This is a genomic window from Pseudomonas sp. CP4, from assembly GCF_047758505.1.
Classification (GTDB): Bacteria; Pseudomonadota; Gammaproteobacteria; order Pseudomonadales; family Pseudomonadaceae; genus Aquipseudomonas; species Aquipseudomonas fluorescens_AO.
The window spans coordinates 1,136,021-1,152,505 of sequence record NZ_CP180489.1 but is presented as its reverse complement, the minus strand read 5'-3'; the positions used below and the strand labels follow the sequence as shown (position 1 = coordinate 1,152,505).

Genomic DNA, 16,485 nt, shown 5'->3' with positions numbered 1-16,485 from the left:
GTTTTGGCCTGGCCCGAATTTCATTGTGGGAGCGGGCTTGCTCGCGAAAGCGGTGGGTCATCCATTACATCTTTGACTGACACGGCCTCTTCCCGAGCAGGCTCGCTCCCACAGGGTGGGTATGGTCGGGCGAAGTTTTTGGCCTGACCCGAATTTCATTGTGGGAGCGGGCTTGCTCGCGAATGCGGTGGGTCATCCATTACATCTTTGACTGACACGGCCTCTTCGCGAGCAAGCCCGCTCCCACAGGGGGGGCATGATCGGGGCAAGGGTTTTGGCCTGACCCGAATTTCATTGTGGGAGCGGGCTTGCTCGCGAAAGCGGTATGTCATCCAGTGCATCATTGCCTGACACGACCTCTTCGCGAGCAGGCTCGCTCCCGCAGAGTGGGCATGGTCGGGGCGAAGTATTTGGCCCGACCCGAATTTCATTGTGGGAGCGGGCTTGCTCGCGAATGCGGTGGGTCATCCGTTACATCTTTGACTGACACGGCCTCTTCGCGAGCAGGCTCGCTCCCACAGAGTGGGCATGGTCGGGGCAAAGGTTTTGGCCTGACCCGAATTTCATTGTGGGAGCGGGCTTGCTCGCGAAAGCGGTGTGTCATCCAGTGCATCATTGCCTGACACGGCCTCTTCGCGAGCAAGCCCGCTCCCACAGGGGGGGGCATGGTCGGGCGAAGTTTTTGGCCTGACCCGAATTTCATTGTGGGAGCGGGCTTGCTCGCGAATGCGGTGGGTCATCCGTTACATCTTTGACTGACACGGCCTCTTCGCGAGCAGGCTCGCTCCCGCAGAGTGGGCATGGTCGGGGCGAAATATTTGGCCTGGCCCGAATTTCATTGTGGGAGCGGGCTTGCTCGCGAAAGCGGTGGGTCATCCAGTGCATCATTGCCTGACACGACCTCTTCGCGAGCAAGCCCGCTCCCACAGAGTGGGCATGGTCGGAGCGAAGTATTTGGCCTGGCCCGAATTTCATTGTGGGAGCGAGCCTGCTCGCGAAAGCGGTGGGTCATCCGTTACATCTTTGACTGACACGGCCGCTTCGCGAGCAAGCCCGCTCCCACAGGGGGGCATGGTCGGGGCGAAGGTTTTGGCCTGACCCGAATTTCATTGCGGGAGCGGGCTTGCTCGCGAAAGCGGTGGGTCATCCGTTACATCTTTGACTGACACGACCTCTTCGCGAGCAAGCCCGCTCCCACAGGTGGGCATGGTCGGGCGAAGGTTTTGGCCTGACCCGAATTTCATTGTGGGAGCGGGCTTGCTCGCGAAAGCGGTGGGTCATCCATTACATCTTTGACTGACACGGCCTCTTCGCGAGCAAGCCCGCTCCCACAGAGTGGGCATGGTCGGGCGAAGTTTTTGGCCTGACCCGAATTTCATTGTGGGAGCGGGCTTGCTCGCGAATGCGGTGGGTCATCCGTTACATCTTTGACTGACACGGCCTCTTCGCGAGCAGGCTCGCTCCCACAGAGTGGGCATGGTCGGGCGAAGTATTTGGCCTGACCCGGATTTCATTGTGGGAGCGGGCTTGCTCGCGAAGGCGTCAGTCCAGTCGACGCATCTCCGTCAGATCACCTCCCAGCCCCCACCCAGCGCTTTGTACAAGGCAATGCTCGCCTGCAACCGCGACAGGCGCAGTTGCACGTTCAGGTCTTGCGCCGCATACAGCGTGCGCTGGGTTTGCAGGACGGTGAGCAGGTCTTCGGCGCCGGCCTGGTAGCGGCTCTGGGCGATGTCGAAGGCGGTTTGTGCCTGGTTCAGTTCTTCGCTTTGCCATTGCCGCTGTTCGTCGAGGCCACGAATGCTGCTGAGGGCTTTTTCGACGTCGGCGAAGCCGTTGATGATCGCCCCGCGATAGGTCTCCAGCAGGTCATCCTGGCGGGCCTTGGCCTTGTCGCGTTCGGCGCTGAGGCGGCCGTTGTTGAAGATCGGCGCGGTCAGCCCCGAGGACAGGTTGTAGAACGTCGTGCGCAGCAAATCGGCGGCGAGATCAGCGCCGCTGCCGAGGCTTGCCGTCAGGGTGATTTTCGGCAGCATGGCGGCGCGGGCGACGGTGACATCAGCCTGGGCTGCGGCGAGCCTGGCCTCGGCGCTGGCAATGTCCGGACGCCGACTGAGCAAGTCGCTCGGTACGCCGCTGGCGATGTCTGGCCAGTGCAATTGGGCGAAGGATTGCGTGGGCAACGGCAAGGTTTGCACCGGTTGGCCGAGCAGGGCGGCGAGGCTGATCAGTGCTTCGCGCGCCTGTTGATGCACCAGCGGCAGGCGGCGCTGTTGTTCGGCCACCAGGCTTTTCTGCTGGGCCAGTTCCAGCGCGGTGGCGCTGCCGGCGTCGAAACGGGTCTGCACCAGATGCAGGACATTTTGCGCATTGGCCAGATTGAGTCCGGCAATGCGCGCCTGCTCACGCAAGGCCAGGGCCTGGGTGTAACTGTTGGCGACGCCGCTGAGCAAGGTCAGCTCGACGGTGGCGCGGTCGAACTCGCTGGCCTGCACGCCGAACACGGCACTGTCGCGGGCGGCACGCTTGCCGCCCCAGAAGTCGATTTCGTAACTGGCGCTGAGCTCGGCATCGTAATAATCCAGCGAGCGATTCTCCGGGCTGACATCCAATTGGCTGTAGCCCTTGCCGTGGATCAATTTCTGCCGGTTGGCGTTCAGCCCGGCCTTGAGTTCGGGCAGCAGCGGGGCGCCGGCAATGGTTGCGCTGGCCTCGGCCTGTCTGACCCGAGCCACGGCGGCGGCGAGGTCGTAGCTGCCCAGCCGCGCCTGTTCCACCAGCCGCTCCAGTTCGGGGCTGCCGAATTGCGTCCACCATTGCCGATTGCTCTGCAGCGCGCCATGGTTGGCGGCGGACTGCCACGCGCTCGGTGGCTGCACGCCGCTGTCCAGGCGCGGCGCCGGGCTGCTGCAGGCCGCCAGCAACAGGCTGGCGGCGAGAAACGTCAGTCGCACTTTCATAGGTCGATCATTCACTGGTGAGGGCCGTGACCGGGTCGAGCCGGGCAGCTTTGCGGGCCGGCATAAAGCCGAAAATGACGCCGGTGACCAGCGCACAGGCAAACGCACCGACCACCGCCAGCGCCTGAAAGGCAATCGCCACGCCGCTGACCAACAACACGCCGCCGACCACTAGCGCCAGGCCGATGCCGGCAATTCCGCCGACCACCGAGAGCATCAGCGCTTCGGTGAGAAACTGTCGGAGGATGTCGCGCTGACGTGCGCCGGTGGCCATGCGAATACCGATCTCGCGGGTGCGTTCGCGCACGGTCATGAGCATGATGTTCATCACGCCGATACCGCCGACCAGCAGGGAAATCGCCGCAATCGCCCCCAGCATCAGCGACAGCGTGCCCTGCGTGCGCGCTTCGGCCTGGATCATCGCGGCATTGTTGGTCAGCTCGAAATCCTTCTTGCCGTGGTGCCGACGCAACATCGCCTGCTCGATGGCCTGTTCGGCGTCCTTGACCTTGCGCGCGTCCTTGGCGGCAATCACCACGTATTGCGGATTGCGGCTGCCGAACAGGCGCGTGCTCGCCGCCGAATAGGGCACGGCGATGCGGTTGTCGCTGTCGGAATCGCCGGAGCTGGCGCCTTTTTCCGCGAGCACGCCGAGGATCTGGAACGGCACGTTTTCGATGAGGATGTATTGGCCGATCGGGTCGGCGACATCCTTGAGCAATTTGTCGCGGACCTTGGTGCCGATCACCGCGACGGCGGCGGCGCTGTCCTCGTCGGCCTGGGTGAAGTAGCTGCCCTGAATCACCGGCCAGTTGAAAATCTGCGGAAAGTTGGTGTCATTGCCGCCGACGTAACTGCTGTGATCGGCGTTGCCAAAGCGCACCCCGGCGGTCGAGCCGTTGACCGGCATGATTCGTTCCACCTGGGGCAGGGCGGACAGTTCGGCAACATCGTCGAGGGTGATGATGCCCTCGGGCGTGCGCGGGTTCGGTGCCGAGCCGCTGAGGTAAATGATGTTGGAGCCGAACGCACCCATTTGCGCCATGACCTGGCGCTTGCTGCCTTCGCCAACGGCCAGCATCACCACCACCGAGGCCACGCCAATGACGATGCCCAGCAGCGTCAGCGCCGTGCGAAAGCGGTTGATCCACATCACTCGCCACGCAGCTTGCACGGCGTCGAGCAGTTCACCTTTCCAGGCGCCGGTCTGGCTGCTGCCGCTGCTCAGGCGCTGGCGCAGATCGACCGCTTGCAGCGCGCCGGGATTGGTCGCAGAGGGCGTGGACGCATGCTCGGCGCTGTCACTGATGATCAGACCGTCGCGAATTTCGATGATGCGCTTGGCCCGTTGCGCCACTTCTCGGTCGTGGGTGATGAGGATCACCACATGACCCTGCTCGGCCAGTTCGTCGAGCAGGGTCATGACCTCGGCGCCGCTGTGGCTGTCGAGGGCGCCGGTCGGCTCGTCGGCGAGAATGATGTGCCCGCCGTTCATCAGCGCACGGGCAATCGACACTCGCTGTTGCTGGCCGCCGGAAAGCTGATGCGGACGGTTGCCGGTGCGCGTACCGAGGCCGAGCCGCTCCAGTAGCGCAAAAGCGCGGGCATGCCGCTCGGCGGCCGGGGTGCCGGCGTAGATGGCCGGCATCTCGACGTTTTCCTGCGCCGAGCCGGACGGGATCAGGTGGTAGCCCTGAAAGACAAAACCGAACGCTTCGCGGCGCAGCCAGGCCAGTTCATCGCTGTCCAGCTGCGCGACATTTTCCCCGGCGAACAGATACTCGCCGCTGGTGGGACGGTCGAGGCAACCGAGGATATTCATCAGCGTCGATTTGCCCGAACCGGAGGCGCCGACAATCGCAACGAATTCGCCGGCGTGGATCGACAGATCGATCCCGCGCAGCACTTCCACCAGCGGGCTGTCATCGCCGCCGTAGGCTTTGCGGATCTGCCGCAGGTCGATCAGAGGCGTGTGCATTCAGCCCCCATGACCGCTGGCCGGTGCGCTGAGAATATGTTCGCCCTCGGCCAGACCTTCCAGCACTTGGGTGCGCAGACGATCGTTGATGCCAATGCGCACTTCCCGCGTTTGAATATCGCCGTTGGCGGCGACGATCTGCGCCCGCTGCCACTGCGGACGGGAACCCGGTTGCAGGGCGGCAGTCGGCACGGTCAGGGTGTCCTGCGCCTGTTCGGCAACGAAGAACACCTGGGCGGTCATGTCGGTCATCAGGCTGTGATCGGTATTGTCGACGTCGAGCAGCACGGTATAAAGCACCACCCGTTCGCTGCCACTGCGGCCGCTGGTGGGACTGCCGCCCTGATTCTGTTCGAGCGGACGCGGCGGCACCGGCAGGATCTGCCGCACGGTGCTGCTCCAGCGCCGAGTGCCACCGCTGAGGGTGGTGAAGTAGGCGGTCATGCCGGGTTTGACGTGGCCGATGTCGGCCTCCGACACCTCGGCCCACACCGTCATCGGCGACAGCCGGGCGATGCGCAGGATCAGCGGGGTTTGTTGTTGCGCGTTGAGGGTCTGGCCTTCGCGCGCACCGACGGCAACCACGGTGCCGCTCATCGGCGCATAGATGCGCGTGTAACCGAGTTCCGCCTCGTCACTGCGCAGGCTGGCCTGGGCTTGGCGGATCTGCGCCTGGAACATTTCGATGCGCGCCTGCGTTGCGCGTACCTCGGCGCGCGCGGTCTGCACGTCTTCCTCGCGGGTGGCGCCACCGGCGGCGAGTTTCTGCTGGCGCTGGTATTTCTGCTGCGCCAGATCGTGCTGGGCGCGTTGCTCCTGCAGCTGCGCCTTGAGGTTTTCGATGGAAAAGCGCCCGGCATCGAGCTTGGCTTTCTGTGTCGACGGGTCGATTTCCACCAGCAACTGGCCTTCCTTGACCGTATCGCCGGCTTCGACGTGAATCTTCTGGATCTGCCCCGAGGCCTGCGCGCCGACATCCACGTAGCGGCGCGGCTGCAGGGTGCCGAGCGCCGTTACGCTGTTTTCGATATCGCCGCGACTGACCTTCAAAGTGACAACTGAGTCGCGACCGGGTGGCAACACTTGCCAGGCAGCAACGGCGATCACGGGAATCAGACAGAGGGCGGCGAACAGCGCGCGACGGGCGGGGCGGGGACGATTCATGCAGGGTTCCGGCCAGTGGTTGCGGCCCGTCGCAAGGCACGACAGACACAGGGGCTGTCCTGTAAACGAGGCATGTGCCAGGGAATTTAGCCGCAGACACATCCAGTTACCGCGGGCCGGCCAGCACTATTTGTCCGGGATATGGAATCAAGTCTTTAAATCTATATGAGAATTACTATAAATTACGCACCTTAAGTTGCCACTATCTTGCTACTGCGTGATCCGCAGGTCTGATCAGTGCGCTCAAGGACAGAAACGGCATCGATGCGGTCGGGAGTCATGTTGGAAAACTACTATCGTGAGCTGGTGTGTTTCCTCAACGCCAGACTGGGCAACCGCCAGGTCGCCGAGGATGTGGTGCATGACGCCTATGTACGCGTGCTCGAACGCTCCAGTGAAGTACCGATCGAACAACCCCGGGCCTTCCTTTATCGCACCGCGCTGAATCTGGTCATCGACGATCACCGCCGCAATGCCTTGCGCCAGGTCGAATCGCTGGACGTGCTCGACAACGAAGAGCGCTATTTCACCCCGTCCCCCCACGGCAACCTTGATCACGGCCAGCGCCTGGAAATGCTCCAGCGCGCACTGGCCGAGTTGCCGCCGCTGTGCCGCGACAGTTTTCTGCTGCGCAAGATCGAAGGAATGTCCCATCCGGAAATCGCTCAGACCCTCGGCATCTCCCGGGCGCTGGTGGAAAAACACATCGTCAACGCCATGAAACATTGCCGCTTGCGCATCCAGCAATGGGATGGCCAGTGATCCGCGCCGGTTAAATTTCCTTTCATCGTCCTCGTTCCTACTCAACAGACGACCTGCTGACCTGATTCAGGCCGGTCAGGCCACCCAGGCTTTATTTCCCCGCGTTGAGGGGTTCATCCAGAGGACACTGGAAATGACACAGGCAATTGCATCGCCCATCGTTCACGACCTGATCGGCGTCGGTTTCGGCCCTTCGAACCTGGCACTGGCCATCGCGCTACAGGAACGCGGCCGGATTCAGGGCGAACTGGATGTGCTGTTCCTCGACAAGCAAGCCAATTACAGCTGGCACGGCAACACCTTGTCGACGCAGAGCGAATTGCAGATTTCCTTCCTCAAGGACCTGGTGACCCTGCGCAATCCGACCAGCCCGTACTCGTTCGTCAATTACCTCAAGCACCACGGGCGTCTGGTCGACTTCATCAACCTCGGCACCTTTTATCCATGCCGCATGGAGTACAACGACTACCTGCGCTGGGTGGCCGGGCAGTTCACCGAGCAGAGCCGTTATGGCGAAGAAGTGCAGTTCATCGAACCGGTTCTGCACAACCAGCAGGTCGAAGCCTTGCGGGTGATTTCCCGTGATGGTGAAGGCCAACAGTTCGTGCGCACCACGCGTTCGGTGGTGGTCAGCGCTGGCGGCACGCCGCGTATTCCGCAGGCGTTCAAAGCGCTGAAGGGCGACCATCGGGTGTTCCACCATTCGCAGTATCTGTCGCAAATGGGCAGGCAGCCGTGCGTGAACAATCAACCGATGAGCATCGCCATCATCGGAGGCGGGCAGAGCGCGGCGGAAGCCTTTATCGACCTGAATGATTCGTTCCCGTCGGTGCAGGTCGACATGATCCTGCGCGGCTCGGCCTTGAAGCCTGCGGACGATAGCCCGTTCGTCAACGAAGTGTTCTCGCCGGAATTCACTGATCTGGTGTTCCAGCAGAACAGCGTCGAGCGCGAGCGTCTGGTCAACGAGTACCACAACACCAACTATTCGGTGGTCGACATCGACCTGATCGAACGCATCTACGGCATCTTCTACCGGCAGAAAGTTTCCGGGATTGCCCGCCATGCGTTCCGCACCCTGACCACCGTCGAGAGCGCCACTGCCACGGCAAACGGCATCGAACTGGCCGTGCGCAACAACGCCACCGGTGAAGTCACGGTACGGATTTACGACGCCGTGGTGCTGGCGACCGGTTACGAGCGGCAGATGCACCGCAAGTTGCTCGCGCCGCTGGAGGAATACCTCGGAGAGTTCGAGGTCGATCGCAACTACAAACTGATCACTGACGAGCGCTGCAAGGCCGGCATATATATGCAGGGCTTCTGCCAGGCCAGCCATGGCCTGAGCGATACGCTGCTGTCGGTGCTGCCGATTCGCGCCGATGAAATCGCTGGCTCGCTGTACGAGCATGGCAAACAGCGCGGGCACAGCCGTTCGGTGGCGGAGTTGCTGTTGGCGACTGCCAGCTGAATCTGCATTGCCTGACATACCGCTTTCGCGAGCAGGCTCGCTCCCACAATGGTTCTGTGAACGCAGGCCAAAATGTGTGAGCGAGCCTGCTCGCGAAGGGGCCATGAAAAGCCCCACATATGATCGTTCCCACGCTCTGCGTGGGAATGCCTCAACGGACGCTCCGCGTTCGGCTTTTGGAAGGGACGCGGAGCGTCCCGGGCTGCATTCCCACGCAGAGCGTGGGAACGATCGCAGAGGGAATCCTGAACCCCTCCTGAACACCCCCCACATTCCCCGAAAACACCTCTTCCAGCCGTTTCGCTGCGGGCGTAAGCTGCGCGCGTTTTCATCAATTGCGGAGACCCACAGTGGGTACTTGTTCGAGTGACAGTTGTCGGCCGGTCTCGATCACCGGCAGATTCTCGGCAAGATAACGCGCAGCCTTTCCCTGCCGTTGTCTCGCCGTAACAGCGAGCAGCGGCATCCCGTGCACGGCCAGTCCTGGGTCGTGTCTCGACGTCCTTCTCATCGACGCTGAACCAAGCGTGGTGGCGACCTCAGTCGTCATCGCTGCCTATCGACACGCCTGTTTCTGACCGGCGTGCCACGCCTTGCCGTGCCGGTTTTCCCGGTGCCAGGGCGCGGCGGTACCTGCTCGACGGTTTCCCGGCTGACCACAGGGGACACAGCCATGAAACTCACGCTCAAGGAATTGTTCGCAGGCTTTCTGCGCAGCCGCCACATCGCCCGGCACTTCCGTCGACTCGCGTTGCTGGATTCGATCAATGACACATCGGTCAGCCGTGAAGTGCCGCCGACGCTGGCCAGTACGCTGGTCGCTGCCGCCCATGAAGACAGCGCTGCGATGCTGTCATCGTTGGGCACGCACGGCGAAGGGCTTACCGAGGTCGAGGCCGATGCACTGCGCGCGCAACATGGCCTCAACGAGGTCGAACACGAGCAGCCGCTGCCGTGGTGCACCCATCTGTGGCACTGCTACAAAAATCCGTTCAACCTGCTGCTGACCTTGCTCGCGGTGATCTCCTGGCTGACCGAAGACCTCAAGGCTGCCGTGGTGATTTTCTCCATGGTGGTGCTGTCGACGCTGCTGCGCTTCTGGCAGGAAAGCAAATCCAATCAGGCCGCCGATGCGCTCAAAGCCATGGTCAGCAACACCGCCACGGTGCTGCGCCGGGATGCGCCACGCCGGGAATTGCCGATCAGGCAACTGGTGCCCGGCGATCTCATCGTGCTCTCGGCCGGCGACATGATTCCCGCCGATTGCCGCGTGCTCAGCGCCAAGGACCTGTTCGTCAGCCAGGCAGCGATGACCGGTGAATCGATGCCGGTGGAAAAATTCACCCGGCAGATCGATCGCGACACGCGTAACCCGCTGGAGCTGGACAACATTCTGTTCATGGGCACCAACGTCGTTTCCGGCAGCGCGATTGCACTGATTCTCACCACCGGCAACAGCACCTACTTCGGTGCGCTGGCTCAACGGGTCGGCGCGACGGACCGGGCAGTGACCTCGTTTCAGCAGGGCGTCAACAAGGTCAGTTGGCTGCTCATTCGTTTCATGTTCGTCATGGCGCCGTTGGTGCTGTTCATCAACGGTTTCACCAAGGGTGACTGGAGCGAAGCGCTGCTGTTCGCGCTGTCGATTGCCGTCGGCCTGACCCCGGAAATGCTGCCGATGATCGTCACCTCGACGCTGGCCAAAGGCGCCGTGTTTCTGTCGCGCAAGAAAGTCATCGTCAAACGCCTCGACGCGATCCAGAACTTCGGCGCCATGGACGTGCTGTGCACCGACAAGACCGGCACCCTGACTCAGGACAAAATCTTTCTGGCGCGTAATGTCGACGTCTGGGGTGAGGATTCTGACGCTGTGCTGGAACTGGCCTACCTCAACAGCTACTACCAGACCGGCCTGAAAAACCTGCTGGATGTTGCGGTGCTTGAACACGTGGAAGTCCATCGCGACCTTAAGGTCGGCAGCGCGTTTCGCAAGGTCGATGAGATCCCGTTCGACTTCAATCGCCGGCGCATGTCGGTGGTGGTGGAGGGCCGCGGTCAGCCCCATCAACTGATCTGCAAAGGCGCGGTGGAAGAAGTGCTGGCGGTGTGCCGCCGCGTGCGTCACGGCGATGTCGATGAAGCGCTGAGCGATGAACTGCTGGCGCGGATTCGCCAGGTTACCGCAGCCTTCAACGCCGAGGGTCTGCGCGTGGTGGCGGTCGCGGCTCGCTCAATGCCAGCAGGTCGCGAGACTTACAGCCTGGCCGATGAACAGGCGCTGACGCTGATCGGTTACGTGGCGTTTCTCGATCCGCCGAAGGAAAGCACCGCGCCAGCGCTCAAGGCCTTGGCCGAGCATGGCGTGGCGGTGAAGGTGCTGACCGGTGACAACGAACTGGTGACGGCGAAAATCTGCCGTGAGGTCGGCCTCGCCCAACAGGGGCTGCTGCTGGGCAATGATATCGAGCGCATGAGCGATGCCGAACTGGCCGTGGCGGTCGAGACGACCAACGTCTTCGCCAGACTCACGCCGTCGCACAAAGAGCGCATCGTCGGCATTCTCAAGGGCAACGGCCATGTGGTCGGGTTCATGGGCGATGGCATCAACGACGCGCCGGCACTGCGCAGCGCCGACATCGGCATTTCCGTCGACAGCGCGGTGGACATCGCCAAGGAAGCGGCGGATATCATTCTCTTGGAAAAAAGCCTGATGGTGCTGGAGGAGGGCGTGCTCGAAGGGCGGCGCACCTTCGCCAACATGCTCAAGTACATCAAGATGACCGCCAGTTCCAACTTCGGCAACGTGTTCTCAGTGCTGGTTGCCAGCGCGTTCATTCCGTTTCTGCCGATGCTGCCGATGCACCTGCTGGTGCAGAACCTGCTCTACGACATTTCGCAAATCGCCATTCCGTTCGATAACGTCGATGACGAGATGCTCAAACAGCCGCAGCGCTGGCAGCCGGCTGACGTCGGGCGCTTCATGCTGTTCTTCGGCCCGATCAGTTCGATCTTTGACATCACCACGTTCGCCTTGATGTGGTACGTGTTCGACGCCAACACCCCGGATCACCAGACGCTGTTCCAGTCCGGCTGGTTCGTGGTCGGTCTGCTGACCCAGACGCTGATCGTGCACATGATCCGCACGCCGAAAATCCCGTTCCTGCAAAGCCGCGCCGCCATGCCGCTGCTGGTCATGACCGGGGTCATCATGGCGGTCGGGATTTTCCTGCCGATGGGCCCGCTGGCGCATTACTTCAAATTGCAGGCGCTGCCGTCGCTGTATTTCGTGTTTCTACCGGTGATTCTGCTGGCGTACATGGCGCTCACCCAAGCTGTTAAAGGCTTCTACATCCGCCGGTTCGGCTGGCAATAACCGCCATGGAATGCTTTCCCCTGTGGGAGCGAGCCTGCTCGCGAAGGCGTCGTGTCAGTCAATACATCTCTGACGGGTATACCGCCTTCGCGAGCAGGCTCGCCCCCACAGGGAATATTGTTGTGTCTGGGGCGCCGGATGAATGGCCTGCTTTTTAGGAAAAGTCCTACAGAGCTATCCTCGGCGCTTGCGTAGTCTTGCCCTCCCCAAACCTCACCGGGAGAATGACCATGAGCAATAAAGCGTTGCGCATCCTGATCGCCGACCCGCAGCACTTTCATCGCATGAAGATCGAGCGCATGTTCAACGCGCTCGGCTACTACCGCGTAGCCCCGGTGCAGAATCTCGGCGAATTGTTGACCCTCGTCGACTACGGCTGCGAGCCGTTCGATGTGCTGGTGATCAATGCTGAACTGGCGGCAGGCGCCCTCGATTTGCAGGGCTTTGTGCTCGATAACCAGCAAGTTCGCCACGCTCTGATCTACAACGAACCGTCAGCACCCTTGCAGAACGATGCCGGGTTCGCTCAGGAAAATGTGCAGATCAGTCCGGCGCCACTGCCTAATTCATCACTCGTCGGGCAGGTAATGGCAAGAGTCGAAGCAGCGGAAGAACACCACGCAGCGCCTGACTCACACTGGTTGTTGCGCCATGCCAATGCATAAAAAACCAATCTGCACAACTGTCAGACCTGACAGGTGATTCTTTTGCCCATCCATGTAACAGTGCCGGCGCAGCCACCGACTCCGGAACAGAATGTTGCGATGTCTTCGATCTTGCAGGAGTGTCAATGAAGTCAGCGCTGATCGTCGATGATCATCCAGTTGTGCGCGCGGCCATTCGAATCGTCCTGCAGGCTCAAGGCTTTACCCGGATTCATGAAGCGTCCAGTGGCAATGAAGTCGTGCCGTTGATCTGCGCGCATGATCCGCATCTGGTCGTGCTTGATCTGGGGCTGGGGTCCATGGACGGGCTGGAAGTGCTGACACGAATCCAGATCAAGGCGCCGACGGCGCGCTGCCGGGTGCTGGTATTCAGCATGCATGAGCCCACGCATTATCAGGAGCGCTGCCTGCGTGCCGGGGCGAGGGGCTACGTGACCAAGAGCAATCAGCTAACGCTGCTGCACGAAGCCATCAAGGCACTGATGTCCGGCCACACCTATTTCTGCGCATTGCCCAATACCAGCGGTCTATACAACGCTGTGCAACGCACTGAAAAGGAGCTGATCGCGCAGCTTTCCGATCGAGAGCTATGTATTTTCGTCAATCTGGCGCTGGGCAAGCCGAACAAGGCCATCGCCCAGGAGATGCACTTGAGTCACAAGACCGTCAGCACCTACAAAACCCGCATGATGGCGAAACTTGGCCTGGGTTCACTGGTGCTCCTGCGTGAGTTCGCCAAGCGCAATCACCTGATCTGAGTGAGCCGACATGAAGCAGGGACTGCGGATTTCATGGCTGTGGCTCGGATTCGTTGCCTCGGTCTGGGCGAATGACCAGCCACAGACGCTGGAGGTGCTGGCCCGTCTCGAACCGGGCAATGTCCAGGTTCGTCTGGATGATGGTGAGCGTCAGTGGCTGCGTGAGCATCCAGTGTTACGCATGGGCATCTCCGGCCCGGATTACCCGCCCTTCGAAATCACCCGCAATCAGCATGAGCTGGAAGGGCTGACAGCCGATTACGCCGATCTGCTGGCACAACTGCTCGGCATCAGGATTGAAGTGCGGCGATTCGCCGATCGGCCCGCACTGATGGCGGCGCTCAAGCGCGCTGATGTCGATCTGCTGGGCACCTCGAACAGTTTCGAAGCCGCAGATCCGGCCTTCATTCTGTCGCGGCCGTACGCTGAAGATCAGCCGATGCTGGTCACGCGTCACGACGAGAAACTGCCGGCTGATCGTTCAGCCAGGCGCATTGCCATGGTCGAAGATTACCTGCCGCTGGCGCATGTTCAGGCGTTTTACCCCGGCGCTCAGGTGCAGCTATATGCTTCAGCCATGGATGCACTCGGGGCGGTCGCCTTCGGTGCTGACGACGTTTATCTTGGCGATTTCATCAGCGCCAACTATCTGATCAACATCAATTACCGCAATGACCTGCAATTGGCCGGGCCGGCGGGGCTTGACGCCAATCCGTTCGCTTTTGCGTTGTTGCGCAGCGACGTGGTGCTCAAGCGCATCGTCGACAAGGCCCTGCTGGCTGTGCCCATGGAGCGTCGGCATCTGATCGAACAGCGCTGGAGCGCCGGCCTCGCCGAGATGGCCGAACAATCGCGGGTCCAGCTCAGTGCCGCCGAGCAGCAGTGGCTGGATCAGCACCCGGTGGTGCGCGTGGGCGCCGTCGAAGATTTCGCGCCGTTGGCGTTTTTCGATGGCGACGGGCGCTTCAATGGGCTGGCGGCGCAGTTGTTGAACCTGATTGCGCAGCGCAGTGGCCTGCATTTCGAGATCGTGCGTGGCAGCTCACTGAACGATCAGTTCGAGCAACTGCAGGCCGGTGCGCTTGATGTTTTGCCCGTGGTGACGCCGAGCACCGAGCGTGAAGCGCAGCTGCAATTCACCCGCGCCTACTTGAACAATCCGTTCGTGCTGGTCAGCGCGGCGAATGGGCCGCATCCACTGCCTCTCGACGCGTTGGCCGGCAAACGTCTGGCGATCTATCGCGGCCATCCTTTGCGCGATTACCTGTTGCAACGCGTGCCCGGCCTGCGCCTGGTCGAGGTCAGAAGCCCTGCCGAAGGCATGGCGCTGATTGCCAGGGGACAGGTCGACGTAACGGTTAGCTCGCTGCTGGTGGCGCGTTTTCTGATCGCCCGGCAGTATCGCGACCGCCTGCGTATCACCGGCACTGTTGGCGACCAGCCGGCGCGCATCGCGCTCGCTACCGCACCTCGATCGGCGTTGCTGCACTCGATCCTGAACAAGGCGTTGCTGAGCATCGCGCCGCAGCAAATGGATGAACTGGTCGAGCGCTGGAGCCACGACGTGGTGGTCGAGGACAGCTACTGGCTGCGCCATCGTCAGGAAATTCTGCTGGGGTTCGCCGGCGTAGCGGCCTTGCTGCTCGTGGCGCTACTCTGGATCGGTTGGCAGCGTCGGCAGATTCAGCAGCGTCAGCAATGGTTGTTGCAACTGCAGCAGGCCAAGGACGCGGCCGACGAGGCCAATCGAGCCAAAAGCACCTTTCTGGCGACCATGAGCCACGAGATCCGCACGCCAATGAATGCCCTGATCGGCATGCTCGAACTGGCGCTCAAACGTGCAGAGGAGGGCGCGACCGACCGCTTGGCGATTCAAGTGGCATCCAATGCTGGCCAGCAATTACTGGCGTTGATTGGCGACATTCTCGATATCGCGCGCATCGAGTCGGGGCATTTGTCCCTCGCCCCCGAGCGGGCCAATCTACGCGAGGCGGTGTTTTCGGTATGCCGTGTGTTCGAAGGGCTGGCGCGGCAGAAGCGCTTGGTGTGGCGCATCGAACTTGATCCGTGCGCTGACATTGATGTATCGATCGATCCGACGCGATTCAAACAAGTGCTGTCGAACCTGCTGAGCAATGCGATCAAATTCACCGAGACAGGCGAGGTCAGCTTGCGGCTGCAGATTCTCGCGACATCGGACCAGCAAGTGGAGGTGCAGGTCCTGATCGAAGACAGCGGCATCGGCATCAGTGTCGAAGACCAGAAGCGGCTGTTCAGTCCGTTCGTTCAAGCCGGCAATAGCCCACAACCGGCGCGCAGCGGTTCCGGTCTGGGGCTGGTGATCAGCCGCAACCTCTGCGACATGATGGGCGGCACGTTGCGCCTCGACAGTGACCTGGGGCAAGGCACGCGCGTGGAAATCAACCTGCAATTGCCGCTGCTGCCCGCAACGACGCCCACAGCGGCAACGCCCGACGCGGCGCCCGCTGCCTGTGCATTGAACGTTTTGGTGGTGGACGATCACCCGGTCAACCGCTTGCTGATGTGCTGGCAACTGAGCGAACTGGGGCATCGAACGGTGGACCTCAGCGATGGCGAACAGGGGCTGGACCGCTGGCGGATCCAGGCCTTCGATGTGGTGATCACCGACTGCAACATGCCGCGACGCAATGGCTATGAACTGGCGCGCAGCATTCGCGCTGAAGAAGCCGTTACGGGACGCGGGCCGTGCCTGATTCTCGGCTTTACTGCCAATGCGCAGATTGAAGAACGCCTGCGCTGTCTGGATGCCGGCATGGACGGCTGTCTGTTCAAACCGATTCGCTTGCATGATCTGGCCGAAGCCTTGAAAGACGCTCGCCGTTGCGAGCCGCACGAAGATCAACAGCCAGGCGCCGAGCCAGTCGAGATTGATCTGAGCGCGCTGGAACAGATGGCTGGGGCCGATCATTCGCTGATCGAACGCTTGCGCAAGCAGGTCGGCAAAAGCCTTCGCGACGACCTGCAAGCTCTGGACCAGTTGCCGATTGCCGACCGCAACGGTTTGCGCGAATTGGCCCACCACATCAAGGGTGGCGCGCAGATGGTCGGGGCCGCGCGGGTTGTTGCGGCGTGTGCAGAACTGGAACGGGCTTGCCGAGACAGTAAACACGCGGGAGTCAAGCGTGCTATCGACAAGTTGCGCGAAGCCATGCGTGGCCTGGCGGACTGTCTCTGATCCAATGCAGTTTCCTGTGGGGGCGAGCCTGCTCGCGAAGCGCGTACCGCTGAATGAATTGTTCTACTCGTGGAACACTCCAGCCGGTTCTAGCCCTCTAGTCGAATATTCGATATGCCCTTAGGCTTAATCCAATG

The 16,485-nt window shown here is 61.6% G+C and carries 9 protein-coding genes; 6 read left to right on the top strand and 3 right to left on the bottom strand.

The window, feature by feature from the left end; genetic code table 11:
* Positions 1-1,565 precede the first annotated feature (1,565 nt).
* The 3 genes from ACMYUN_RS05095 to ACMYUN_RS05085 are packed head-to-tail and all read right to left on the bottom strand — an operon-like array spanning position 1,566 to position 6,102.
* A complete protein-coding gene (locus ACMYUN_RS05095) occupies positions 1,566-2,960 on the bottom strand; it encodes an efflux transporter outer membrane subunit (RefSeq protein ID WP_415763134.1) in 1,395 nt (464 codons plus the stop codon).
* 7 nt (positions 2,961-2,967) lie between these two features.
* Positions 2,968-4,938 carry a MacB family efflux pump subunit gene (locus tag ACMYUN_RS05090; RefSeq protein ID WP_415763133.1) on the bottom strand — a complete coding sequence of 657 codons (1,971 nt, stop codon included), beginning with the start codon at positions 4,936-4,938 and terminating at the stop codon, positions 2,968-2,970.
* Complete coding sequence (locus tag ACMYUN_RS05085) at positions 4,939-6,102, bottom strand: efflux RND transporter periplasmic adaptor subunit (protein ID WP_415763132.1); 1,164 nt, start codon at positions 6,100-6,102, stop codon at positions 4,939-4,941.
* A gap of 279 nt (positions 6,103-6,381) precedes the next feature.
* Here ACMYUN_RS05085 and ACMYUN_RS05080 point away from each other — a divergent pair, with 279 nt between their 5' ends.
* The 6 genes from ACMYUN_RS05080 to ACMYUN_RS05055 all read left to right on the top strand — a co-directional run bounded on the left by ACMYUN_RS05080 (position 6,382) and on the right by ACMYUN_RS05055 (position 16,348).
* Positions 6,382-6,864 carry a sigma-70 family RNA polymerase sigma factor gene (locus ACMYUN_RS05080; RefSeq protein ID WP_129999145.1) on the top strand — a complete coding sequence of 161 codons (483 nt, stop codon included), beginning with the start codon at positions 6,382-6,384 and terminating at the stop codon, positions 6,862-6,864.
* A 133-nt stretch (positions 6,865-6,997) separates the two neighbouring features.
* Positions 6,998-8,335 carry a lysine N(6)-hydroxylase/L-ornithine N(5)-oxygenase family protein gene (locus ACMYUN_RS05075; protein WP_415763131.1) on the top strand — a complete coding sequence of 446 codons (1,338 nt, stop codon included), beginning with the start codon at positions 6,998-7,000 and terminating at the stop codon, positions 8,333-8,335.
* Between the two features lie 673 nt (positions 8,336-9,008).
* On the top strand, positions 9,009-11,708 hold the full coding sequence (gene mgtA, locus ACMYUN_RS05070) for a magnesium-translocating P-type ATPase (protein WP_415763130.1): 2,700 nt from the start codon (positions 9,009-9,011) through the stop codon (positions 11,706-11,708).
* Positions 11,709-11,938: 230 nt separating this feature from the next.
* Entirely contained in the window at positions 11,939-12,373 is a 435-nt protein-coding gene (locus tag ACMYUN_RS05065) for a chemotaxis protein CheY (protein WP_415763129.1), read from the top strand.
* A gap of 125 nt (positions 12,374-12,498) precedes the next feature.
* Positions 12,499-13,131, top strand: a complete 633-nt coding sequence (locus ACMYUN_RS05060; protein ID WP_129999143.1) for a response regulator transcription factor — start codon at positions 12,499-12,501, stop codon at positions 13,129-13,131.
* Between the two features lie 10 nt (positions 13,132-13,141).
* Positions 13,142-16,348: a transporter substrate-binding domain-containing protein gene (locus ACMYUN_RS05055; protein WP_415763128.1), complete on the top strand. Its 3,207-nt coding sequence runs from the start codon at positions 13,142-13,144 to the stop codon at positions 16,346-16,348.
* Positions 16,349-16,485 lie beyond the last annotated feature (137 nt).

Coding starts and splice junctions, on each gene's coding strand:
- ACMYUN_RS05095 (WP_415763134.1), bottom strand. CDS start 2,960: ATGAAAGTGCGACTGACGTTTCTCGCCGCCAGCCTGTTGCTGGCGGCC.
- ACMYUN_RS05090 (WP_415763133.1), bottom strand. CDS start 4,938: ATGCACACGCCTCTGATCGACCTGCGGCAGATCCGCAAAGCCTACGGC.
- ACMYUN_RS05085 (WP_415763132.1), bottom strand. CDS start 6,102: ATGAATCGTCCCCGCCCCGCCCGTCGCGCGCTGTTCGCCGCCCTCTGT.
- ACMYUN_RS05080 (WP_129999145.1), top strand. CDS start 6,382: ATGTTGGAAAACTACTATCGTGAGCTGGTGTGTTTCCTCAACGCCAGA.
- ACMYUN_RS05075 (WP_415763131.1), top strand. CDS start 6,998: ATGACACAGGCAATTGCATCGCCCATCGTTCACGACCTGATCGGCGTC.
- mgtA (WP_415763130.1), top strand. CDS start 9,009: ATGAAACTCACGCTCAAGGAATTGTTCGCAGGCTTTCTGCGCAGCCGC.
- ACMYUN_RS05065 (WP_415763129.1), top strand. CDS start 11,939: ATGAGCAATAAAGCGTTGCGCATCCTGATCGCCGACCCGCAGCACTTT.
- ACMYUN_RS05060 (WP_129999143.1), top strand. CDS start 12,499: ATGAAGTCAGCGCTGATCGTCGATGATCATCCAGTTGTGCGCGCGGCC.
- ACMYUN_RS05055 (WP_415763128.1), top strand. CDS start 13,142: ATGAAGCAGGGACTGCGGATTTCATGGCTGTGGCTCGGATTCGTTGCC.